Source organism: Clostridium sp. NkU-1 (assembly GCA_001312405.1).
This window is the reverse complement of record BBDR01000020.1, coordinates 1-22,954: the sequence shown is the minus strand read 5'-3', so window position 1 is coordinate 22,954 and position 22,954 is coordinate 1. Positions and strand designations below refer to the sequence as shown.

Annotated in this window: 17 protein-coding genes, 5 pseudogenes and 2 other annotated features; of the genes and pseudogenes, 13 read left to right on the top strand and 9 right to left on the bottom strand. The window is 45.0% G+C overall.

From position 1 onward, the window contains the following. Positions 1-183 precede the first annotated feature (183 nt). Together JCM10519_RS21415 and JCM10519_RS21410 are read left to right on the top strand one after the other, a co-directional pair. A pseudogene (locus JCM10519_RS21415) lies at positions 184-1,747 on the top strand (alpha-glucoside-specific PTS transporter subunit IIBC); the annotation flags it as partial. Between the two features lie 27 nt (positions 1,748-1,774). Next, a complete protein-coding gene (locus JCM10519_RS21410) occupies positions 1,775-3,100 on the top strand; it encodes a 6-phospho-alpha-glucosidase (protein WP_054741791.1) in 1,326 nt (441 codons plus the stop codon). A gap of 72 nt (positions 3,101-3,172) precedes the next feature. On the opposite strand, the gene JCM10519_RS21405 is transcribed toward JCM10519_RS21410, so the two are convergent. From JCM10519_RS21405 to JCM10519_RS21395, 3 genes and pseudogenes are all read right to left on the bottom strand, one after another. Next, complete coding sequence (locus JCM10519_RS21405; RefSeq protein WP_054741704.1) at positions 3,173-3,946, bottom strand: ATP-binding cassette domain-containing protein; 774 nt, start codon at positions 3,944-3,946, stop codon at positions 3,173-3,175. After that, a pseudogene (locus tag JCM10519_RS21400) lies at positions 3,939-4,825 on the bottom strand (ABC transporter permease). Before JCM10519_RS21400 ends, JCM10519_RS21405 begins: the two are co-directional and overlap by 8 nt. A gap of 38 nt (positions 4,826-4,863) precedes the next feature. Beyond that, positions 4,864-5,718 carry an ABC transporter substrate-binding protein gene (locus tag JCM10519_RS21395; protein WP_347845096.1) on the bottom strand — a complete coding sequence of 285 codons (855 nt, stop codon included), beginning with the start codon at positions 5,716-5,718 and terminating at the stop codon, positions 4,864-4,866. A gap of 67 nt (positions 5,719-5,785) precedes the next feature. On the opposite strand from JCM10519_RS21395, the gene JCM10519_RS32780 reads away from it, so the two are divergent. Continuing rightward, a complete protein-coding gene (locus JCM10519_RS32780) occupies positions 5,786-5,974 on the top strand; it encodes a hypothetical protein (RefSeq protein WP_347845074.1) in 189 nt (62 codons plus the stop codon). Positions 5,975-6,030: 56 nt separating this feature from the next. Next, positions 6,031-6,275 (bottom strand) — a binding site (T-box leader). Positions 6,276-6,360: 85 nt separating this feature from the next. Here JCM10519_RS32780 and JCM10519_RS21390 read toward each other — a convergent pair. After that, positions 6,361-6,990 (bottom strand): GNAT family N-acetyltransferase, encoded by a 630-nt coding sequence (locus JCM10519_RS21390; protein ID WP_347845095.1) that lies wholly within the window; start codon positions 6,988-6,990, stop codon positions 6,361-6,363. Positions 6,991-7,325: 335 nt separating this feature from the next. Here JCM10519_RS21390 and JCM10519_RS21385 point away from each other — a divergent pair, with 335 nt between their 5' ends. Beyond that, positions 7,326-7,838 carry an isochorismatase family protein gene (locus JCM10519_RS21385; RefSeq protein ID WP_054741700.1) on the top strand — a complete coding sequence of 171 codons (513 nt, stop codon included), beginning with the start codon at positions 7,326-7,328 and terminating at the stop codon, positions 7,836-7,838. A 77-nt stretch (positions 7,839-7,915) separates the two neighbouring features. On the opposite strand, the pseudogene aroA reads toward JCM10519_RS21385, so the two are convergent. The 3 genes and pseudogenes from aroA to aroF form a co-directional block, all read right to left on the bottom strand. Continuing rightward, positions 7,916-9,192: pseudogene (aroA, locus tag JCM10519_RS21380) on the bottom strand (3-phosphoshikimate 1-carboxyvinyltransferase). 97 nt (positions 9,193-9,289) lie between these two features. Further along, positions 9,290-10,303 (bottom strand): prephenate dehydrogenase, encoded by a 1,014-nt coding sequence (locus JCM10519_RS21375; RefSeq protein WP_347845073.1) that lies wholly within the window; start codon positions 10,301-10,303, stop codon positions 9,290-9,292. After that, a pseudogene (gene aroF, locus JCM10519_RS21370) lies at positions 10,303-11,316 on the bottom strand (3-deoxy-7-phosphoheptulonate synthase). Before aroF ends, JCM10519_RS21375 begins: the two are co-directional and overlap by 1 nt. A 521-nt stretch (positions 11,317-11,837) precedes the next feature. On the opposite strand from aroF, the gene JCM10519_RS21365 reads away from it, so the two are divergent. From JCM10519_RS21365 to JCM10519_RS21340, 9 genes and pseudogenes are all read left to right on the top strand, one after another. Next, a complete protein-coding gene (locus tag JCM10519_RS21365) occupies positions 11,838-12,512 on the top strand; it encodes a hypothetical protein (protein WP_347845072.1) in 675 nt (224 codons plus the stop codon). Positions 12,513-12,517: 5 nt separating this feature from the next. Further along, positions 12,518-12,826, top strand: a complete 309-nt coding sequence (locus tag JCM10519_RS32775) for a hypothetical protein (RefSeq protein WP_347845071.1) — start codon at positions 12,518-12,520, stop codon at positions 12,824-12,826. 152 nt (positions 12,827-12,978) lie between these two features. Beyond that, the gene (locus tag JCM10519_RS32770; RefSeq protein ID WP_347845070.1) at positions 12,979-13,158 is read left to right on the top strand and encodes a hypothetical protein; all 180 of its coding nucleotides are present in this window, start codon (positions 12,979-12,981) and stop codon (positions 13,156-13,158) included. Continuing rightward, positions 13,134-13,427, top strand: coding sequence for a hypothetical protein (locus tag JCM10519_RS32765; protein ID WP_347845069.1), 294 nt, complete (start codon positions 13,134-13,136; stop codon positions 13,425-13,427). Before JCM10519_RS32770 ends, JCM10519_RS32765 begins: the two co-directional genes overlap by 25 nt. A 110-nt stretch (positions 13,428-13,537) precedes the next feature. Beyond that, entirely contained in the window at positions 13,538-13,900 is a 363-nt protein-coding gene (locus JCM10519_RS32760) for a hypothetical protein (RefSeq protein WP_347845068.1), read from the top strand. Positions 13,901-14,121: 221 nt separating this feature from the next. Further along, positions 14,122-16,224, top strand: coding sequence for an elongation factor G (locus JCM10519_RS21355; protein ID WP_054741698.1), 2,103 nt, complete (start codon positions 14,122-14,124; stop codon positions 16,222-16,224). 195 nt (positions 16,225-16,419) lie between these two features. After that, complete coding sequence (locus JCM10519_RS21350) at positions 16,420-17,256, top strand: CPBP family glutamic-type intramembrane protease (protein ID WP_054741696.1); 837 nt, start codon at positions 16,420-16,422, stop codon at positions 17,254-17,256. A 126-nt stretch (positions 17,257-17,382) separates the two neighbouring features. Beyond that, positions 17,383-17,625 (top strand) — a binding site (T-box leader). Positions 17,626-17,730: 105 nt separating this feature from the next. Beyond that, positions 17,731-20,146 (top strand): annotated as a pseudogene (leuS, locus tag JCM10519_RS21345) (leucine--tRNA ligase). Between the two features lie 665 nt (positions 20,147-20,811). Then, a complete protein-coding gene (locus tag JCM10519_RS21340) occupies positions 20,812-21,336 on the top strand; it encodes a class I SAM-dependent methyltransferase (RefSeq protein WP_347845067.1) in 525 nt (174 codons plus the stop codon). A gap of 350 nt (positions 21,337-21,686) precedes the next feature. Here the strand turns inward: JCM10519_RS21340 and JCM10519_RS21335 are convergent, their stop codons facing one another. Further along, entirely contained in the window at positions 21,687-21,974 is a 288-nt protein-coding gene (locus JCM10519_RS21335) for a hypothetical protein (protein ID WP_054741692.1), read from the bottom strand. A gap of 58 nt (positions 21,975-22,032) precedes the next feature. Next, on the bottom strand, positions 22,033-22,590 hold the full coding sequence (locus JCM10519_RS21330) for a hypothetical protein (RefSeq protein ID WP_054741690.1): 558 nt from the start codon (positions 22,588-22,590) through the stop codon (positions 22,033-22,035). Positions 22,591-22,954: the final 364 nt, after the last annotated feature.

Genomic DNA, 22,954 nt, shown 5'->3' with positions numbered 1-22,954 from the left:
CTGTGCGGGCGCACAAATTTTGTGCGGATAATCTAAAACTGCACATGGGACATAAATGGGCAAAAGCCATTGAAAAGATTTACGGTTATTGTTAATATGAACTCACGCAAGATATCTTGAAAAAAAATATGGGGAGGATGGTTTAGAAAATGAAACAAAAAAATTCAGCGTTTTGGGGCGGCAATGTTTGTTCCGGTTTTATTCTTTGCTTTTTACGGTATGACTGTCGGAATTTCCATCTTGTTTACAAACAAGGATATTATGGGTTCCATAGCAGCAGAAGGCACCATGTGGTATAACTTCTGGTACATAATCCAGCAGGGAGGATGGACGACCTTTAACCAGCTGCCTTTACTTTTTGTAGTCGGCCTTCCGGTCGCTTTAGCTAAGAAAGCAGAAGCCCGTGCATGTCTGGAAGCCTGATCATTTATCTGACATTTAATTATTTAGTAGGTGCTATTTTAACGGTTTCAGGTCCGGTCTTTGGTGTTGATTTCAGCCTGCCGCCCGGAGTTGACCCATCTACCGGAATGTCAAGCGGTCTGGCAATGATTGCGGGGATAAAAACTCTGGATACCGGAATGATCGGTGCGATTTTGATTTCAGGTATTGCAGTGTATCTGCACGGTAGATTCTATGAAAAGAGGCTTCCGGATTTCCTGGGAATCTTCCAGGGCTCCGCCTTTGTAGCAATCATAGGTTTCGCCGTCATGATTCCAACTGCCTTAATCATCTGTCTGGTATGGCCCAGGGTTCAGTTTGGAATCGGAGCCATGCAGACCTTCTTATCCTCATCAGGAGTGCTGGGTGTATGGCTTTATACATTTCTGGAGCGGATTTTAATTCCAACGGGACTTCACCACTTCGTTTACGGACCATTTATTTTTGGACCGGCAGTGGTGCCGGAAGGCATTGCCTCCTGGTGGCCAAAACACTTACCGGAGCTGGCGGCAGTAGCTTCCTTAAAAGATGCATTTCCGGCCGGAGGTTTTTCACTTCATGGACTTTCAAAGGTATTTGGCTGTACGGGCATAGCACTGGCCATGTACGCAACTGCAAGGCAGGAAAAGAAGAAAATCGTGGCAAGTCTTTTAATTCCTGCCACACTTACGGCTATCCTGGTGGGCATTACCGAACCTCTTGAATTCACCTTTCTTTTCATAGCTCCGGCATTGTTTGCAGTACATGCTGTGCTTGCTGCGACCCTGGCTGCAACATCGTATTCATTTGGGGTTGTGGGAAATTTCGGAGGAGGATTGATTGACAACTATATACCGCAGAACTGGCTGCCTCTTTTTAAGTATCATTCAGGTACATATATAACCCAAATCGTAATCGGCCTGATTTTTACGGCAATCTACTTTTTTGTATTTCGCTTCTTAATACTGAAGTTCAATTATGCCACTCCGGGCCGGGAGGAAGACGATGGGGAGACTAAGCTGTTCACAAAGGCTGATTACAAGGCTAAAAAAAGGGGAAGGAAAAAGCGAAGACAAAGAGGCAGAAGCAAAAGAAGAGAGTCAGGCTGCCCAGCTTCTGGCAGCCTTAGGGGGAAGCGAGAATATAGAGGATGTCACAAACTGTGCCACCAGGCTGCGGGTATCCGTTAGGGATGAGACAAAGCTGGCGCCTGACAGCGTATTTAAAAAAAGCGAAGGCCCATGGAGTAGTCAGGAATGGAAAAGCAATTCAGGTTATTGTAGGTCTTTCGGTTCCTATTGTAAGAACACAGTTTGAAGAGTTGCTTAAAAAAAATAAAAGGAGAATAAAATTTATGAACAAATTTTCAGTAGTAATAGCAGGAGGGGGAAGCACCTTTACTCCGGGAATTGTATTAATGCTCTTGGATAACCTGGACAGATTGCCCATTAGAAACCTTAAGTTTTATGACAATGATGGGGAAAGGCAGGCAACCATAGCCGGGGCATGTGAAATAATCATAAAAGAAAAAGCACCTGAAGTAGAATTTCTTGCAACAACCAATCCGGAAGAAGCGTTTACAGATGTTGATTTTGTCATGGCTCACATAAGAGTCGGAAAATATGCCATGCGTGAACTGGATGAAAAAATTCCTTTGAGATATGGAGTGGTAGGACAGGAAACCTGCGGACCAGGAGGGATGGCTTATGGAATGAGATCCATAGGAGGGGTTCTTGAAATCCTTGATTATATGGAAAAGTATTCTCCAAATGCATGGATGCTCAATTATTCCAATCCCGCAGCCATTGTTGCCGAAGCTACCCGTAAGCTCAGGCCGGATTCAAAGATATTAAACATATGTGATATGCCTGTCGGCATAGAAGACAGAATGGCAGAAATAGTAGGTTTAAAGTCAAGAAAAGAAATGTCGGTCAGATACTTTGGACTTAACCATTTTGGCTGGTGGTCGGATATCCGTGATAAAGAGGGCAATGATTTAATGCCTAAAATAAAAGAACATGTTGCCCAATATGGATATGTAGCGGAAAAGGGAGATAACCAGCACGTAGATGCAAGCTGGAGTGATACCTTTGTCAAAGCAAAAGATGTATATGCTTTAGATCCGGATACACTGCCCAATACATATTTAAAATACTATCTGTTTCCTGACTATGTTGTAGAACATTCCAACAAGGAATATACAAGGGCAAATGAAGTCATGGATGGACGGGAAAAGTTTGTATTTGGGGAATGCAGAAAATTGATAGAAAATAAATCTACAGAAGTCTGTGCAATGGAAATTGATGATCACGCTACTTATATTGTGGATTTAGCCAGAGCCATTGCCTACAATACCCATGAGAGAATGCTCCTCATCGTTCCCAACAATGGTTCCATTGAAAACTTTGATCCCACAGGAATGGTTGAAATACCCTGCATCGTGGGCAGCAACGGACCGGAACCCTTGGCAATAGGAAAAATTCCCCAATTTCAAAAAGGGCTGATGGAACAGCAGGTATCTGTGGAAAAATTGGTAGTGGAAGCCTGGGAAGAAGGGTCTTACCAGAAATTATGGCAGGCCATAACCCTTTCCAAGACCGTTCCCAGTGCAAAGGTCGCCAAACAGATATTAGATGAATTAATAGCGGTGAATAAAGAATACTGGCCTGAATTAAATTAAGATATTTATTGATAAAGAGGTGCCTGGCAATAGATGTAAACGATTGCCGGCACCTCTTTGAAACATTCATTTCTAATTTCCGCATTCAATGCTTATTTCGTTGAACTTATCTAAAATATCTTCTACATTGAGGTTTTCTTTTTCTTTTCCCGCCTTATCAATGATGGCGGTTCCCTGATGCATCATTACCAGCCGGTTTCCGTATTCCACCGCATGACGGAGGTTATGGGTGACCATGATGGTGGTTAAATGTTTTTCCTTTACAATCTTATCCGTCAGCTCCATAATGTTCTCGGCTGTTTTTGGATCCAGGGCAGCGGTGTGCTCATCTAAGATCAGGAATTCAATGGGAGTCATGGTGGACATGAGAAGGGCCATGGCCTGCCTTTGTCCGCCGGAAAGGACTCCCACCTTTACATGGAGTTTATTCTCTAAGCCAAGGCCAAGAAAACGAAGCTGTTCCCTGTAATAGGATATCCGCTGCTTGTTAGTCCCCGGAAGAAGGTTAAAGGGTTTTCCCTTGGCATCAGCCAGAGCCATATTTTCAAGAATGGTCATATTGGGGCATGTGCCCATGGCAGGATTCTGGTAGACTCTTCCGATGCGGCGCTGGCGCTTAAATTCCGGCATATTGGTGATGTCGGTGCCGCCCACCCGGATAGAACCGCTGTCTAAAGGAATGCTTCCGCAGATGATATTTAACATGGAAGTCTTGCCGGAGCCGTTGCTCCCTACCACAGATACGAACTGCTGGTCTTTGACGGTGAGATTAAAGTCCTGGAACAGGCACATCTCATTGACCGTTCCCTGATTATAATATTTATTGATGTTTTGTAGTTCAAGCATGATGTTTCACCTTCTTTTCCCTGCCGTTGCTGAGTACCAGAATGGCCAGGAACAGCACGGATGTGATCAGTTTTAAATCCGATGCTTCCATTCCCAGATATATGGCAAATGACACGCAGGCTTTGTAAATGATAGAGCCGATAATGACTGCAGTGGTGGATTTCACAACCCCAATCTTTTTAAACAGCTTTGTTCCAATGATTACATTGGCAAGGCCGATGACCATGGTTCCTGTTCCCATACTGATTTCAAAAAAAGCCTTTCTGTTGGCAGTATACGGAACCGGCCAGAGCGGCCAGGCCGTTTGCGATGGCAAGGCCGATGATCTTTACCTTGCCTTTGTCCTTGGCAAGAGAGGTGACAAGGGTCTCATTGTCCCCCACAGCCCTTAATAAATAACCGGAGCGGGTCTTCAGATACTGGTCAAGTAAAATCTTAGCGATCACCACGATGACAGCCAATATGATCACCACGCTGATATCTGCAAGCTTTTCAGGAAACAGACCGTATACAAAGCTGTTTTCGAAAATAGTGTCACTGTTAAAAAAACGGAACATTGGATTTTCCGGCCACCCTTAGGTTTACAGAATAGAGGGCAGTCATGACAATGATACCTGACAGAAGATCCCGTACCTTTAATTTTACATGGATGAAGCCGGTGATGCATCCGGCCAGGGCTCCAACGGCAAAGGCAATGAAAAGCGTTGCCACCGGGTTTAGTCCGGCCAGGATCAGGGTAACGGTGATTGCGCCTCCCAAAGGGAAGGTTCCATCCACAGAAAGGTCCGGAAAATCCAGAATCTTATAAGTGATGTAAACGCCCAGTGCCATAATGGCATAGATCAGGCCTTCTTCCAAAACGCCAAGTATGATTGACATGGTTTAATTTCCTCCAATTATATTCCTTGTTGTTAATACTAGTGGGTAATATCGGTAAAAATTTCAGCGGCTGAGCTGGTAAGCTCTGACGGCAGGGTGATTCCCAGGTTTTCGGCAACCTTTGAATTTCCGTAGAACGCGGCTTCTTTGATTACTTCAAAGTTCATTTCGCCTGCCTTTGCTTCGCCTTTTAATACCTTTGCGGCCATGATACCGGTCTGCCTGCCCAAGTCCACATAATCAAGACCCATGGAAGCCAGACAGCCGATTTTTACCTGCTCTACTTCACTGCCGAATACGGGGATGTTCTTCTTTCCGGCTTTATCCAGGATCAGAGGAAGAGAGCTTACGACCGTGTTGTCCGTTAAATTGTTTAAGCAGTCAACCTTTTCCAGAATACTGTCAGTTGCCAGAGGGATATCAGCGGTTGCGGATACAGGGCCTTCTACGATTTCAAAGCCATAGGAAGCGGCAGCGGCTTTATATTCCCTGATCGCTGCTTCTGAGTTTACTTCACTGGTGCTGTAAAGGATGCCGATGGTCTTGGCATCGGGAAGAATCTTGCGGATCATTTCCAGCTGTTTTTCCACTGGAAGCTTGTCGCTGGTTCCGGTGATTTCTCCCACCGGACTTCCGTCCTCTTTTGCCAGGGCTGCGGCTGTCGGATCCGTAACTGCCGTGAAAATGACAGGAACATTGGCCTTCTTTGCACCGCTGTAGGCGGATTGGGCCATTGGGGTGGCGATGGCGCAGATCAAATCCGCTTTTTTTGGAAAGAAGTTGTTTATGATCTGGCTTGCAGTGCCTCCGTCAGCCTGGGCATTTTCGTACATGACCGTTAAGTTCTTGTCTTCCTCGATCCCTTCCTCTGCAAGGCCCTGTAAAAAGCCGATCCGGCAGTTGTCAAGGGAACCATGCTCTGCAAACTGTCCGATGCCGATGGTATAGGATGTGCCGTCTTTGGAAGTTTCACTCCCTGCCTCTGTATTGGAAGAAGCCTGGGTGGAATTATTATCAGCAGTTTTTTCCGGAGCTGCCTTGGAAGAACAGCCGGCGAGTGCGGCAGCAGCCAGGGCTGCAAGTAACAGGGTCTTGATTGATTTTTTTCATAATATTTCCTCCTTAAAATGGTTTCCGTTGACAGAATGAGGGAGTGAGCGGGTATCCAGAAAATAAAAAAAGTCCCAAGTACGCTAAAAAAACGTACTTGAGACGAATCATACAATCCGCGGTGCCACTCAAATTGACTTTATAAAAGCCCACTTTTCATATACTAACATATATGCCACGATAAATAACGGTTGTGGTCTCCGTCAGCCCCTACTGAAACAATGGTTCGGGGCCGCCCTCAAAAGTCCATTCAGCTATCAGCTTTATACCGCACTCACACCAACGGCGGCTCTCTGAAATATCGCATGGAAAGCTTACTCTTCTTTTTCAACGGTTTATTATTATTTCATTTAATCAGTATATTAATACGTCTGTATGGATTTGTCAACTGTTAATTTGAAAAAGACAGGAATTGCCTGTTTGCCTCAACACGGGTTTTGCTCATTTGCCTGCCTGCTCATCAGTTCATATGTCACATATGGATGAGAGAGGTGATAACCGAGTTTTTCCGCTAAAGCAACAGAACGCAAGTCATGAGCGTCCCAACTTGGATAAATATTTCGTGCCAGGCATTCAAGTATCAATTTGGCTCCACATACTGTCGCAAGTCCCTTGCCTCTGTAATCGGGCCTTGTATCTATCTCTATTTCAATGCCATCATTATAAACAGCATAAGGGGAAGCGCCGGCCACCAATTCACCATTGTGTAATATTGCCGTACCCAATCCCCGGCGTTGATAGTCAGCATAATCTTTAAACTGAGAACATAAATCCACAGACCATGCTTCCTTTCGGGCTAATTCATATACTTCTTTGTCTATCATCCGAAGCTCATAACAATCATCGAGAGCATTAATGAAAGAAGTAAGCTTTGCTTTATCAAAAACATCCGGTTCCTTTTTGATTGCATAGCGGAATATTTTGTTTACCTGATTGTCAAAAGTACGCTCTATCAGTTCCCCCCAAGTACCATCTTTCGGTATGAGCAGTTTTTCGCCCTCAAGAGAATGAAACAAAGCAGCATTTGGCTGGCCTGCAAAAAAAGCAGAAGTCACCAATTTCAATCATTGCAGATGCAGGATTTTTTTTCATTATCTAAAAAAAATTTCCCATATGACCTTGCAGACATGACCATATTAGCGCTTCTTCCCAACCATGAAACAGCGCTTCAACATTGTTGTGCATTTTCATCACCTTACCTTCTGATCAAAGCTAATATAATTCACTTTATATCAACTTTTATTGTTATCAGAAAATTATACTACATTAATTAAGATACATCCACACGATTCTTCTTTGTTGCTTGCTGCAAAATGTGATGAAAAATAATATGCTTATGCGTGCAAAATGTGATAAACTATAAATACTATTTATTATTGGAGGTTTGTCCATGAAAAAGTTATTGATCGTTGTAGATATGCAAAAGGATTTTATCGACGGCTCCCTGGGAACCCCGGAGGCGGTGTCTATCGTTCCTAAGGTAAAAAGAAAAATAGAGGAATATCAGGAAGCAGGAGATGAGGTGATCTTCACCCTGGATACCCATGAGGAGAATTATCTTAATTCTCAGGAGGGGAAAAAGCTTCCGGTGGTTCATTGTGTCAGGGGAACTGCCGGCTGGGAACTTGATGATTCCTTAAAGGAGTTTCAGGGAAAGCGTTTTGAAAAAACCACTTTTGGAAGCGCAGTGCTGGGAGAATATGTGACAGAAAGAGAGTATGAATCCATTGAATTGGTAGGCTTATGTACGGACATCTGCGTAATTTCCAATGCCCTGCTGGTCAAAGCTTTTCTTCCGGAGATTCCAGTGCTGGTGGACTCCTCCTGCTGTGCCGGTGTGACTTTAAAAAGCCATGAGAATGCGTTAGAGGCCATGAAGATGTGCCAGATAGAAGTTTTATAAATCCAATAAAAATGCCGGCTGAACTTACGTTCTACCGGCATTTATGTAATCAGATATAAATGCATGACTGATTTATTTTATTTCATTAATCGCTCCAGATCCTGATAAAAACCCGGATATGAGATATTCACGCATTCTGCGCCTAGGATTTCTGTTTCCCCATCTGCACACAGCCCGGTCACAGCAAAGGTCATGGCGATCCGGTGATCCAGTTTGCTGTCTATGACAGTGCCGTGAAGAGGCTTTCCCCCTCTGATGATCATGCCATCCTCTGTTTCTGCAACATCGGCTCCCATGGCAGACAGATTCTTCACCATGACCTCAATACGATTGGATTCCTTTACCTTTAATTCTGCTGCATCCTTGATAATGGTTTCCCCTTCTGCAAAACAGGCCATGGCGGCGATCATGGGAAGCTCGTCGATGAGGGTAGGTATGATAGCTCCGCCAATTGTAACGCCGTGGAGTGAGCCGGATTTTACCAGAATATCCGCAGTGGGTTCCCCGGAATCCGTATTTACCTCCAAAAGGGTGATATCTGCTCCCATATCCCGGCAAACATGAATGATTCCGTCCCGGGTGGGGTTAATGCCTACATGCTTTATCAGTATTTCCGAATCCGGAATCATCAGTCCTGCCGCAATAAAGTAAGCAGCAGAAGAGATGTCCCCCGGAACAATAATTTTATTGCCGTAGAGTTCTACCGCAGGAGTAATACAGGCGGTGGTTCCTTCTGTCTTCACACTGGCACCAAAGTACTTCAGCATGATTTCAGAATGATTTCTGGATACATAGGGTTCCGTAACCTTTGTCTCGCCTTCTGCATACAGTCCGGCTAAAAGAATGCAGGATTTTATCTGGGCAGAGGCCACGGGGCTGGTATAATGGATGCCGTGAAGCTTTTTACCGGTTATGGAAAGGGGAGCGCAGCCATTTTCCTTTACGCTCTTTATATCAGCCCCCATCAGGATAGCGGCTCCATAATGCGTTTCATGGGACGCTTTTGAATGGATTCGTCACCGGTTATGGTTACGTCAAAATCCTGGGCAGCTAAAAGACCGGAGATCAGGCGTGTGGTGGTACCGCTGTTTCCGCAGTCTAAGATGGTTTCCGGTTTTTTTAAGCCACGGAGTCCGTTTCCATGGACAATAACGGTGTCATTGCTGTTTTCAATCTGTATTCCCATTTTCCTGAAGCAGGAGATGGTGGAAAGGCAGTCGGCCCCTTGGAGAAAGTGGCTGATTTCCGTGGTTCCCTTTGCAATGGAACCAAACATCACACTGCGGTGAGAGATGGATTTGTCACCTGGTATGGTTATTTCGCCCTTTAAAGGGGAGGCTTTTGTGAATTTCATAGGAATCCTCTCTATTAATTTGAAATTAAATCATAGTGGTACCGTTCCAGCTGCTTCCATGCGTTATCCATGGTTTCTTTGTCATAAAACGCAATCCTTAAAGTTCCTTCTCCGTGCTCTCTGTTGTGGTTGATGCCGATATTCTTAATACTGATTCCCTTAGCGGCCAGGATGACGGACAAGGTAGAGATGGCGCCCACTTCGTCAGCATGTCTACTGTAAAGGAATACTCCGGCGCAATGAGGCCCGGAACCTTTTCTGAAAAGGAGTTGCGGTAATCCCTGGAAGTTTCAAAAAGCTGGTATATATATTGATTGTCATTTGCCCTAAGCTCGTCCAGGACCTGGCTTAAGGAGGCAATGTACCGTTCCAGGATCATGGAAAGATTCTGGCTGTTTGTCATACAGATCTGCTCCCACATTTCCGGTGAGGAGGAGGCAATTCTTGTAATATCCTTAAAGCCTCCGGCTGCAAGCCGCTTCATAAGTCCCTCTTTATTGTCAGAAGCCTTTACAAGGTTCACCAGGCTGGAGGCCACGATATGGGGCAGATGGCTGATCGCGGCTGTAATAAAGTCATGTTCATGATAATCGAGAACAAGGGGGATAGAGCCGATTAGCCCCGCGATCCGCACCAGGCGGTTCACCTGTTCCTCTGTGGAAGACGCGGTAGGGGTAATGATATAATAAGCATTTTCAAGTAAATGGTCGGTGGAATTTTCATATCCGGTCTTTTCCGAACCGGCCATCGGGTGCCCTCCCACAAACTGGCTTTCCAGGCCAAGACGGCTTACCTCTTCGTGAATGTCCGTCTTGGTGCTTCCTACGTCGGTGATTATTGCTCCCGGTTTTAGGAAGGGCTGGATTTCCGACAGATACTTTGCGTTGTACTCCACAGGAGTACAGAGGAAGATAAGATCGCATTCCCGCAGCTCTTCTCCGATGCCCTCTAAGATGACATCCACGATCCCGTCTTCTTTTGCCTGCAAAAGCCTGGAACGGGTGCGCATGTAGGCCATGATTTTTGTATCAGGTTCTTCACGCTTGATCCCTCTGGCGATAGAGCCGCCGATGAGACCAAGCCCGATAAAGGCAATAGCGGCATCACTCATTAAGATGTCCTCCCCGCAAGCTTGGCGTAAGGCCTTAATTCTCCTATCAGATTTTCAAACTGTTCAAAGGTCAGGGACTGGGGGCCGTCGGACAGGGCGCAGGATGGGCAGGGATGGACTTCCACAATCAGCCCGTCGGCCCCGACTGCTATGGCAGCCTTGGAAATCGGCTCAATATAAGCCCGCACTCCGGTGGCATGGCTTGGGTCAATGATGATGGGAAGGTGGCTCTTTGCGCGGATAACCGGTACGGCGCTGATATCCAGAGTGTTTCTGGTGGCAGTTTCGTAGGTACGGATGCCTCGTTCGCAAAGAACGATATTTGGATTTCCTTCGGAGGCGATGTATTCTGCAGCATTCAGCCATTCATCAATGGTGGCGGACAGACCTCTCTTTAAGAGAACCGGAATACCGGCTTTTCCAGCTTCTTTTAAAAGCTCGAAATTCTGCATGTTCCGTGCGCCGATCTGGATCATGTCCACATATTTTACAGACGTTTCAAGAGCACGCAGGCTTGTAACCTCACAAACGATGTTAAGTCCGGTGGCTTCCCTGGCTTCCTTCATGTATTTCAGCCCTTCCTCTTCCAGGCCCTGGAATGCGTAAGGAGAGGTCCTGGGCTTGTAGCACCGCCGCGCAGGAACTGGGCGCCTGCTTTTTTTACTGCAAATGCAGTTTCCAGGACCATATCGTGATTTTCAATGGCACATGGACCGGCCATTATGGTGAGATGGCCCGGACCGATTTTTGCGTTTCCAATGGTTATGACGGAATCTTCCGGATGAAATTTTTTTGTTCACCAGCTTGTAGGTTTCGGTCACGGCAACGATTTTGTCAACACCTTCCAGCATCTCGATGTTTGTGCCCTGGAGCTTTGTCTTATCGCCTACAACGCCTACTATAGTTACTTCCGTCCCTTTTGATAAATGGGCCTGAAGTCCGTTTGATTCGATTAAGTGCTTGATTTTATCTACTGCTTCCTCGGAAGCATTTGCTTTCATAATAATGATCATATATTTCTACCTTTCTTTTGCAAATATTTAATCCCCATTGTAATCCATTGAAGGGGAGTTGTCAACGCTTTTGCACGTTAAACTTCGACGCATTAACGCAAATTATTATTTAGAGAGGATTTCAGAGATATTTAGCAAAGCAAAACAGTGGTATATTTGACCCCATTGTGATAGAATAATAATCATAACAGCAGAAGCAATAGTATTTCCGCAGGTAATGAGCCGGGCGATATGCAAGCATATTCATTTGGTGAATACCGTGGCAGCTAAGAAAAGCTTGCAAAGCGTGTTTTTCTTAGCTGCCGGTTGAATGGACCTACGGCCGGGCAGCGAGTCGCTGCCGGGATTTTCATGGTATGGGAAAAGGCCGTAATCTGCTGCGAAGTACTTCCGCACATTGCATGTGCTTCCGCCTGCGGCTTGTACATCTTCGCATCTTACGGCATCTTGATTGTATTGCTTCTGCTGTTTTTTCGGGAATAAGGAAGAATTTTAAAAATATAACTGGTATGGAGGAGCCGATGTATAAGACAGATTTATGGAAATACTGTACGCCGGAGTATTACAGGGACATGCTGTTATCTTTCCGACTTCTGGGGAACACCAGTTGGCCGGACCAGAAGATAATGGCATGTCTTTATGCCTTCAGCAACCATACGGAACGTCATTATCATACCGTCCGTATTCCAAAGAGAGACGGAAGAACACGGAGCCTTATGGTGCCGGATTACATGCTGATGAGAATACAGAGAAATATCCTGCATCATATCCTGGACGGATATGCGGTCTCCGGCTGTGCCACAGCCTATCACAAAGGCGCAGGAGTGGTGTCCAATGCCAGGGTCCATACAGGAAAAAAATGTGGTGGTGAAGCTGGATATAAAAGATTTTTTCGGAAGTATTTCATTTCCCATGGTGTTAAAAAGCGCGTTTCCTGTCAGGTATTTCCCTCCTGCAGTAGGAACCATGCTGACTGCCTTATGCTGCTGCAACGAATTTCTGCCTCAGGGGCTCCCACATCGCCCGCAGTTTCCAACCTGGTCATGAAGGATTTTGATGAATCCATAAACAAATGGTGCGGGAATAAAGGAATCTCCTATACCAGGTACTGTGATGATATGACGTTTTCCGGTGATTTTAATCCGGGCCTGGTTATCCGGAAGGTCTCCGGTTTTTTTAAATGCCATGGGGTTTGAAGTGAATGAAACGAAGACCAGGATTCTATACCGCAACGGAAGACAGTCTGTCACGGGTATCGTGGTCAATGAGAAACTACAGGTTTCGGGGGATTACAGAAGAAAGCTGCGGCAGGAGATTTTTTTACTGCCTGAAATACGGGGTAAAGTCCCACCTGGAGAGGAGCAAAAGTGATTCACGGGTTCCGGAGAGTCAGTATCTTCATTCTCTTATAGGAAGAATACAGTATGTCCTTTTGATAAATCCTGAGGATCAGTGGTTTAAAGAAGCAGAGCAAAAGCTTTTGGCTGTACTTGGCAGGAAATCAGAATGATCGAAGAAGCCTCAACAGGGAATCAGAGACTTATGTAAGTTTTATGGAGCGTTTTTACAAAATGCCCTTAAAGGCTGAACGTCCACGGATTCTGGAACGGGTCATGGGATTTGATTGTTCCATGGAAGTAAAACTATATGGAGGAAAGTATCATGATAGGATATTATGCAGGATTGGATATTGGTGGAACCAACGGGCGGCTAAAAATCTGTGATCCGGATGGGGCTGTACTTGGAGAATTTACGGCACCGGGATGCAGTCTCAATACGGATGGAATGGAAAAAGCCGGCTTCGATACCGTAGTCTGGTGCTCCCGGCGCTTGATGAGTTAAAACTGGATCCCGGCTGTTGTCTGGGGATTTGTGTAGCAGCCAGCGGGATCGATTCTCCGTCAGATGAGCATGATTGTAAGTCCAGCTTTGAAGAGATGGGATTTCCTCATGAAAGGCTTCTGGTGTTAAATGACTGCCAGGTGTTCCTTCACATGACGGAAGAACCGGCCCTGGTAGTCATCTCAGGGACTGGTTCGATATGCTTTGGGAGAGATAAAAAAAGGAAGCATATACCGGACCGGCGGCTGGAACCACATCATCAGCGATGAGGGAAGTGGGTTTGATATGGGCTTAAAAGTCTTAAAAGCAGTAGGAGATGAGCTGTCCGGACGAATCAAATGTCCCGTTCTCACACCTCTTATTATAGAGGAAACAGGGCTTGATTCGCTGGAAAAAAATAGACGATTTTATCAACGCCAATCTTATGGAAAAGTCAGAGATCGCCAGATTATCCTTATTTGCATTTCAGGCAGCTTCCCAGGGAGATCGGGAAGCCATCCGCATTCACCGGGAATGCGGGGCGGCTTTGTGGGGACTTATCCGGGATACCTTTGCCAAGATGGATTTAAAGAGTCCGGCGGATAAGCTAAACCTCTGGCTCTGGGGCAGTGTTCTGGTTAAAAATGATATGATCCGCAGTATGGTGGAAGAGAAAGTCCGGGAAGGGAGGCCGGGTACAGAGATCGGGATACCAAAGATGAGCGCCCTGGATACGGCACTTAAGGCGGCCAGATCACTGTAATAATGGTTTTAGTGGCAATGTTATTTTGAGTTCAGTATAATTGATGAAGAATTTTATAAAACGGATTAAAAAAGAAGAGAGGGCTTGCCCCTCTTTTCTTTTGCGTAATTGGAAAAATGTGTAAAAAAATATTTGTGCAAATTGCACCTTTTGCTTGCAATTATACGACATTTTTAGTAAAATATCCTTATAGACTTAAATACCGAACAGGAGGAATGTTTATGAACGTGTATGGAACCAAACAGATCCGTAACGTCGCCTTACTTGGGCACGGGGGCGCCGGTAAAACCACCCTGGCAGAAGCTATGGCGTTGATTACCGGAGCCATCAGCAGAATGGGAAAAATTACCGATGGCAATACCATCAGCGATTATGACAAAGAAGAGATCAAGAGACAGTTCTCCATCTCTACTACCCTGATTCCTTTGGAGTATAAAGGAGAGGATGGACCGATTAAGATCAACCTGCTTGATACTCCCGGATATTTTGATTTTGTTGGCGAGGTTGAAGAAGCCATCAGTGTTGCAGATGCAGCAGTAATTGTTGTGAATTGTAAGGCAGGTATTGAAGTTGGAACATTAAAAGCGTGGGAACTGTGCGAAAAGTACAAACTTCCCAGACTTTTCTTTGTGACAAATATGGATGACGATCATGCAAGTTTCCGTGAATTGTTATTAAAGCTTGATAAAGAATTTGGAAGAAAGATAGCGCCGTTCCACCTCCCTATTCGTGAAAATGAAAAGTTCGTAGGTTTTGTTAATGTTGTAAAGATGGCAGGCCGGCGTTTTACCGTTAATAGTGATTATGAAGAATGTGAGATTCCTGAATATAGCCAGAAGAACCTGGGAATTGCCCGTGAAGCTCTCATGGAAGCCGTTGCAGAAACCAGCGAGGAATATATGGAGCGCTATTTCTCCGGTGACGAGTTCACCATTGATGAGATTTCTTCTGCTCTTCGGGAACATGTGATAAAAGGAAATATCGTTCCGGTCATGCTGGGATCCGGAATCAACGCCCAGGGCGCCAAGATGGTGCTTCAGGCCATAGATAAGTATTTTCCATCCCCCGATTACTTTGAGTGCATCGGCGTGGATGTTTCCACAGGGGAGCGCTTTACAGCCCAATATAACGATCATGTATCCCTGTCTGCCCGTGTATTTAAGACCATTGTGGATCCGTTTATCGGAAAGTATTCCCTGCTTAAGATTTGTACCGGCACCTTAAAGCCTGATTCCGCTATTTTTAACGTGAATAAGGACACAGAGGAAAAGGTCGGAAAGCTTTACGTGTTAAGAGGAAAGGATGCCATCGAAGTTACGGAATTAAAGGCAGGAGATATCGGAGCAGTGTCAAAGCTTAATGTGACCCAGACCGGTGATACCATTGCCCTCCGTTCTGCGCCTATTGTATATCATAAGCCGGAGATATCCACTCCATATACGTATATGCGTTATAAGACCAAGACAAAAGGCGACGATGATAAGGTTTCAAGTGCTCTTGCAAAGCTGACGGAAGAGGATTGGACCTTAAAGGTAGTCAATGATACGGAAAACCGACAGTCTCTCCTTTATGCCATTGGTGACCAGCAGCTTGATGTGGTTGTAAGCAAGCTTTTAAACCGTTATAAGGTTGACATTGAACTGAGCAAACCTAAATTTGCTTTCCGGGAGACCCTTCGTAAGAAAGTGGAGGTCCAGGGCAGGTATAAAAAGCAGTCCGGCGGACACGGACAGTACGGTGACGTTAAGATGATTTTTGAGCCTTCCGGTGATCTGGAAACTCCTTATGTATTTGATGAGTGCGTATTTGGCGGGGCTGTGCCGAGAAACTATTTCCCGGCAGTTGAAAAGGGTATCGCAGAGTGCGTTTTAAAAGGACCTCTTGCCGCTTACCCGGTAGTGGGATTAAAAGCAACGCTGACTGATGGTTCTTACCATCCGGTAGACTCCTCAGAACTTGCTTTTAAGATGGCTGCGACCCTTGCTTTTAAAAAGGGATTTATGGATGCAAATCCGGTTCTGCTTGAACCCATTGCTTCCCTTAAGGTTACGGTCCCCGATAAATTCACCGGAGATGTTATGGGAGATTTAAACCGCAGAAGAGGCCGTGTTCTGGGAATGAATTCCAACCACAATGGAAAGCAGGTCATTGAGGCGGATGTACCTATGTCCGAACTGTTCGGCTATAATACGGATCTGCGCTCCATGACCGGAGGCATCGGAACCTATGAATATGAATTCAGCCGCTATGAACTGGCTCCGGGAGATGTTCAGAAGAGAGAAATAGAGGAGCGGGCTTCCAAGATTGACAGAGTGGAATCTTAAAAGACAGGAAAGACCCGGAGGGGCAGGTATTTTACCAAGCCTCTCCCGGGTCTTTTATATCATAGGAAAGTGCGCCCCATGATATAAAACCCTTCGGGGGATACTCTCTGTTTCGTCAGAATGTGGGCCCTGGAATAATTGCGCTTTTCTCTGATCTGTGATAAACTGATACCTACTGGCAGGAGGTATGGAATCGTGGAAGATAAAAGAAATGCGTGGAAAGCATTTACAAGAGTGGGGATCGGTTACGGAGCATTCCTCCTTGTGACGCTTGTGATACAGCTTGAGATAGGGGCCATTGCTGTTGCATTGTCCCGGTTTGGAATAGAAATAACCTTTGGGAACTGGTATATGTTGATTGTATCCCTGGCTAATTACGTTGTCGGAGGGATCGTCGCCTATATCATTGTGAGGGATATGCCGGTTTTATGCAGGCCACAGGTACAAAAGGCCAGGGCAGGAATGCTTGTTTCCGGATTTTTGATCTGCATGAGCGCCCTGTTTTTCGGAAATCTCATTGGTCAGGCCCTCATGGCCATTGTAAGTGCCCTTTTGGGAAAGCCTATGATCAACCCGGTAGAGGAAGTGATGAAGGGCTTAAGCACCTGGGCGATTTTTCTCACCATGGTAATAATGGCTCCTGTTTGTGAGGAGATTTTGTTTCGCAAAATTTTGATTGACCGGATCCGGCTGTATGGAGACAAGGCGGCGATCCTGGTGTCCAGTGTTGTCTTTGCCCTGAGTCATGGGAACTTCTATCAGTTCTTTTATGCGTTTGGAATTGGCCTGGTGTTTGCATATATTTATATTAAGACGGGAAGACTTCGCTATACCATTATTTTTCACATGGCGATCAATTTTCTAGGCTCCATTGTGGCACTTAAAATTGGAGAGAATCCAGTGCTTCTGGCAGGCTATTCCATATTTATGCTTGGAGCGGTTTTTGCCGGAACCACTTTATTTTTTTATCAGTCAAAAAAAACTGGTTCTTTATCCTGGGCTTATGGAGACCTGGGGCAGAGGGGCTTTTAAAGTGCTCTTTTTAAATCTTGGAATGATCCTGTTTTTTTGCGGTTTCTGCCGTAACCTTTGTTATCTCGGAGATTTCATAAAATACGGTTGACACATTTCGCCAATTATGTTACATTTGTAGTTAGCAAAAATACTTTGATTAGGAGTAGTAAGCTGTCTGAAACATACAGAGAGCCGGCGGAGGGTGGAAGCCGGTTGGGGATGGCGGCTGAACTGGCCTTTGAGTAGCGTGCTGAAGGAAGCTTCTGTGTAGCATTGCCGGTGTCCCGACCGTTAAAGCGGGCGGATGTGCTTTGCCATATCCAGTGAGAGCATACGAACATTGTATGAAATAGAGTGGTACCACGCGGTAGATCCTGCGTCTCTATGGCCGTTTTAACGGTCGGAGGCGCATTTTTTTATTTTTACGGCCAATGAGCCAGATAACACATTTGAAACAGGGAGAATCCCTTTTGCAAAAGGAGGAAATTTGTTATGGCAGCATCCTACAACCACAGCGCCATTGAGAAGAAGTGGCGTGAGAACTGGGCAAAGAACCCCATTAATGTTGATGATGGAAGAAAGAGAAATACTACTGTCTGGATATGTTCCCATATCCGTCAGGCAGCGGCCTTCATGTAGGCCACTGGAGAGGCTATGTAATTTCTGATGTATGGAGCAGGTATCAGATTTTAAAGGGACATTATGTGATTCATCCCATGGGCTGGGATGCCTTTGGCCTTCCTGCAGAGAATTATGCCATCAAAATGGGAGTTCATCCTGCAAAATCCACAGCGGAAAACGTGGCAAACATCAAGCGTCAGATCAATGAGATCGCAGCCGTCTATGACTGGGATATGGAAGTTAATACTACGGATCCCGGATTTTATAAATGGACCCAGTGGATTTTTGTTCAGATGTTTAAAAAAGGACTGGCCTATGAGAAGGAATTCCCCATCAACTGGTGTCCATCCTGTAAGACAGGACTTGCAAACGAAGAAGTGGTAAACGGCTGCTGTGAGCGCTGCGGAACCAGTGTCACAAAGAAAAACTTAAGACAGTGGATGTTAAAAATCACTGCTTACGCAGAACGTCTGTTAAATGATCTGGATAAGCTTGACTGGCCGGAAAAGGTAAAGAAGATGCAGTCGGAATGGATTGGAAAGTCCTATGGAGCCGAGGTGGATTTTAAGGTAGACGGAAGAGAAGAGAGCATCACAGTCTATACCACCAGACCTGATACCTTATACGGGGCTACCTTTATGGTACTTGCGCCGGAGCATGCTCTTGCCGCTGGCCTCGCTACCCCGGAAAATAAAGAAGCCGTTGAGAAATATATCTACGATGCTTCCATGAAATCAAACGTGGACCGCCTTCAGGATAAGGAAAAGACCGGCGTATTCACCGGCAGCTATGCGGTAAATCCCTTAAGCGGTGCCAGGGTACCCATCTGGCTTTCCGATTATGTGCTTGCTGATTACGGTACCGGCGCAATCATGTGCGTGCCGGCTCATGATGACAGGGACTTTGAGTTTGCGACCAAGTTCAACATCCCTATTGTCCAGGTTATCTCAAAGGACGGCAAGGAAATCGAAAACATGACAGAAGCCTACACAGATGCCAGTGGAACCATGATCAATTCCGGTGAATGGAACGGAATGGAATCCTCCATTCTTAAAAAAAAGAGGCTCCTGCAATGATCGAGTCACGAGGCTTGGCAAGAAAACCGTAAACTTTAAGCTTCGAGACTGGGTATTTTCCAGACAGCGCTACTGGGGAGAGCCTATTCCCATCATCCACTGTCCGCACTGCGGCAACGTACCAGTTCCGGAAGACCAGCTTCCTCTTACCCTTCCGGAGGTAGAAAGCTACCAGCCTACCGGTACAGGGGAATCTCCGCTGGCAGATATTGAGGAATGGGTGAATACCACATGTCCGGTGTGCGGCGCTCCTGCTAAGAGAGAGACCAACACCATGCCTCAGTGGGCCGGTTCCTCCTGGTATTTCCTCCGCTACGTGGACAGCCACAACGAAAACGAACTGGTATCCAAGGAAAAAGCGAAAAAGTATCTTCCCGTGGATATGTATATCGGAGGCGTGGAGCATGCTGTGCTTCATCTTCTGTATTCCCGTTTCTATACCAAGTTCTTAAGCGACATCGGTGTGGTAGACTTTGATGAGCCATTTACCAAGCTGTTCAATCAGGGTATGATCAACGGAAAGAATGGAATCAAGATGAGCAAATCAAAGGGAAATGTGGTATCTCCTGATGATCTGGTGCGTGACTATGGCTGTGATGCCCTCCGTATGTATGAGCTTTTCGTAGGTCCGCCGGAGTTAGATGCAGAGTGGGATGACAGAGGAATCGAAGGCGTCAGCCGTTTCTTACACCGCTTCTGGAATCTGGTGGTGGAAAACAGCAATAAGGATGTGAAAGCTACCAGGGAAATGCTTCGTCTGCGCAGCAAGCTGATTTTTGATATTGAACAGCGTTTCAACCAGTTTAACTTAAATACGGTAATTTCCGGATTCATGGAATATAACAATAAACTGATCGATCTGGCAAAAAAAGACCGGGGGCATTGACAAAGAAACTTTAAAGGCCTTTGTGGTTTTGGTTGCTCCTTTTGCTCCTCATATCGGCGAGGAGCTGTGGCAGCAGCTTGGCGGCGTGACTTCCGTATTCCATGCACAGTGGCCGGAATGTGATGAAGAAGCCATGAAGGATGATGAGATCGAGGTTGCAGTCCAGGTAAACGGAAAGACCAGAGCAGTGGTAAAGCTTCCTGCAGGCGTATCAAAGGAAGAGGCCATTGAAGCAGGTAAGGCTTTGATCCCGGATAAGATAACCGGAACTATTGTTAAGGAAATCTATGTTCCTGGAAGAATTGTGAATATCGTATGCAAATAAGACCGTCTTTATAAAAAAAGCTTTAATTATGCGGAAAGCCTTGATTCTATAAGGATTAAACGTGTTGTAACCTGTTATATTTTATTAAACTTTATTACTGATTTGGTGTAAAATCTAATAAAGAAATTGGACAATTTGAGTTTTAAAATAAGGGCATTGTAGGCTATAGAAATATGGCTTATAGTGTCCTTATTTTGCGTTCAAATAAGATACAGGCAGATGCAATTCGTGAAGAAAGGGAGTTGCACCTTCTTTTTTTCATGGTAAATCCTTTTGCTATACTGTATTACAGTATATTTTTTGACTATTAAAATTAATTATAAAATGGATTAACTTGGTCTGATATGGATTTTAATAAAAAGACTATAAGTATTGATAAAATAATTCATTACAGTAAAATTATAAGCCCGATTAAAGATTCTACATTAAAAAGTAATCATTAAAGCTATCAGATCAGGAAGGTCTGGTGGCTTTTGTGTCAGTAAAATAGTATAATAGAGGCATGTCAAAAAAAATAAAAAGGTTGAATATACGTTGCTTAGTAAGTTTGAGCGATTAAAGGAGAGCCAGCTGCCCCTGCACCAACGACCTTTGAAGTGGCGGGAAGGTATATTTTAAAGCTGGTGAAAGCAGATGACATTACACGGAGAAAGAGAGGTATAGACATGAAAGCCTATGAACGTGAAACAGACATGTGGAACAAGATTTTTGAAGAATATCAGCCATTGGATCTAAAAGGAACAGAACTAAAGGTAGAACCAATGTTTGACGAAGCATTGGAACTGTTTGCCGGCAGAACGAAACGAGTATTGGACTTTGGCTGCGGAACTGGAGATATCTCTTTTCAATATCTGCAATATCAACCGGATCATCAGATTGTTGGAGTAGATAAAGCAGAAACAGGTATTAGGTTTGCAAAAGAAACCGCCAGGCTGAGTCATTATAAAAGAGCCCATTTTTTTACTGGAGGAGCGGAATTCTTAGATCAGTTTGAGAAAGAGGAGTTTGATGGAATTATTTTATCAAATGTTCTGGATGTAATGCCTAAAGATGTCTCCTGTGAAACAATGCAGAAGTTAAACAAACTCTTGAAACATGACGGCTGCTGGTTTATCAAGATGAACCCCTATTATTCTAAAGAGGAACTTGATTCGTTTGGCTATGAGAAAAAAAGAGGCAAATCTCTATGAAGATGAGGGAGTGCTTCAACTGCGGCAGGCTACCACAGAATATTGGAAGAAGCAATTGTCGGAATTTGGTGAAATACTTATTTATTTGGAGTTCCAATATCCATGGCAGGAAGGTATGAACAGGCTTTTTATGATAAAGAAATAAACGGGGAAATTCCGTATATTGTAAATGTTGTATGCAAATAATTTTTGACTGAGTGATAACTACAAGAAACACGCTGTGCGGGTTTCTTGTAGTTGCCGCAGCAGTTGCCAACGAAATATACAATTATGTTTCTGGGACTCGTTGCCTGCGAAAATAAGGACATTATGGAGGAACCTTATTGGGAGCGCCCATAATGTCCTTATTTTCATTTTGTATTGCGCTTCATGAAGTTTTTGGATAGCATCCGCATGGTATCTATTCGTTTCCGCTCGTTTGCACTCATGTTAGCGCTCATAATGGAGATGAGAAGGTCGGTTTCTTCATCATTAAACTGAATGCCTTTACGGCTTGCTTCCGCATTTAAGTTTAGAAGGGTTGGAACCAGCTGGTCTTTTGGGGTGGATTCCACCCGCTTTGCAAATTCGGACAGCATGGAAAGCTTTTGCGGATTCATGTTTCTTAGTCTGGGGTCTTGTTTCCAGTTGAAGTTCATGGATTATTTTTCTTCCTTTCTATGGGATTTGGTAAGGGGGCCAGGGGAAAAATATGGATTAATTCATCTGCTGCATGGCGGACATCATAAGCTGCATGGTTTCAAACCGGGACTGCTGGTCCGGCGGCATGAAATTTTTGAGCTGGTCCAGAGGCATCCGTCCAAAAGGGTTATTATTCTGCCGGTGGTTACCCGCAGGCCTGTTTGGAGGCGTTTCGGATTGTGTTTGAGCCTGGGCCTGAACCGGAATGGTGGAACTTGGTACCGGGCTTGGGTCCGGGTAGGAGTTAGCCATTCGAAGGCCCTGAGAGAAGTTGATGATAAGGTCAATGAGATCCTGTTCCGACTGATTCGCAAAGGGCTTTATGGTATTCAGCATGTCAATGGGGTCGGTGGTCCGGTCACTCTCCCCAGAGGAACCCAGCCCCATGGCAGCTACTTCTCCTTCTTCGAAAAGATTAACGGTGCGGCGCAGCTCGTTTATTTTAACGAAGTAGGACATAAAACGCTGCTGGGGAACATTCATATAAGGCAGGGCAGCCTTCACCATCTGAAGATGATTATCGCCAATAAGGGAGTCCAGATCATTTGCACGTATATTTTGCTCGTTGTTCATGGCATAAGATTCCTTACTTTTCTTGTTGACAATATATGCGTCTGCATATATTAGTATTACAGGAGAGTGATTTAGATATGAAAAGCCGATTGATCATAGATGGTAATGCAGTATATGAAATTGATGAGGAATGCATGAAAAGGAAACAGAACAGGAGTCCTCTAAAAGGAGTTAACAGCCAGAGCACTTTTCAAAGGCCTGGAAAAAATAATGGTCAGAGTCGTTAGTAAATAAAAACAAGGCCCGATCTGTGAAAAGATCGGGCCCTGTTTTATGTTTCGCTTAGCAGCAGAAGTTATTTCCGCCAAAGCCGCCGCCGCCACAGCAGCACAGAAGAATGATGATCCAAATCCAACTGCATCCA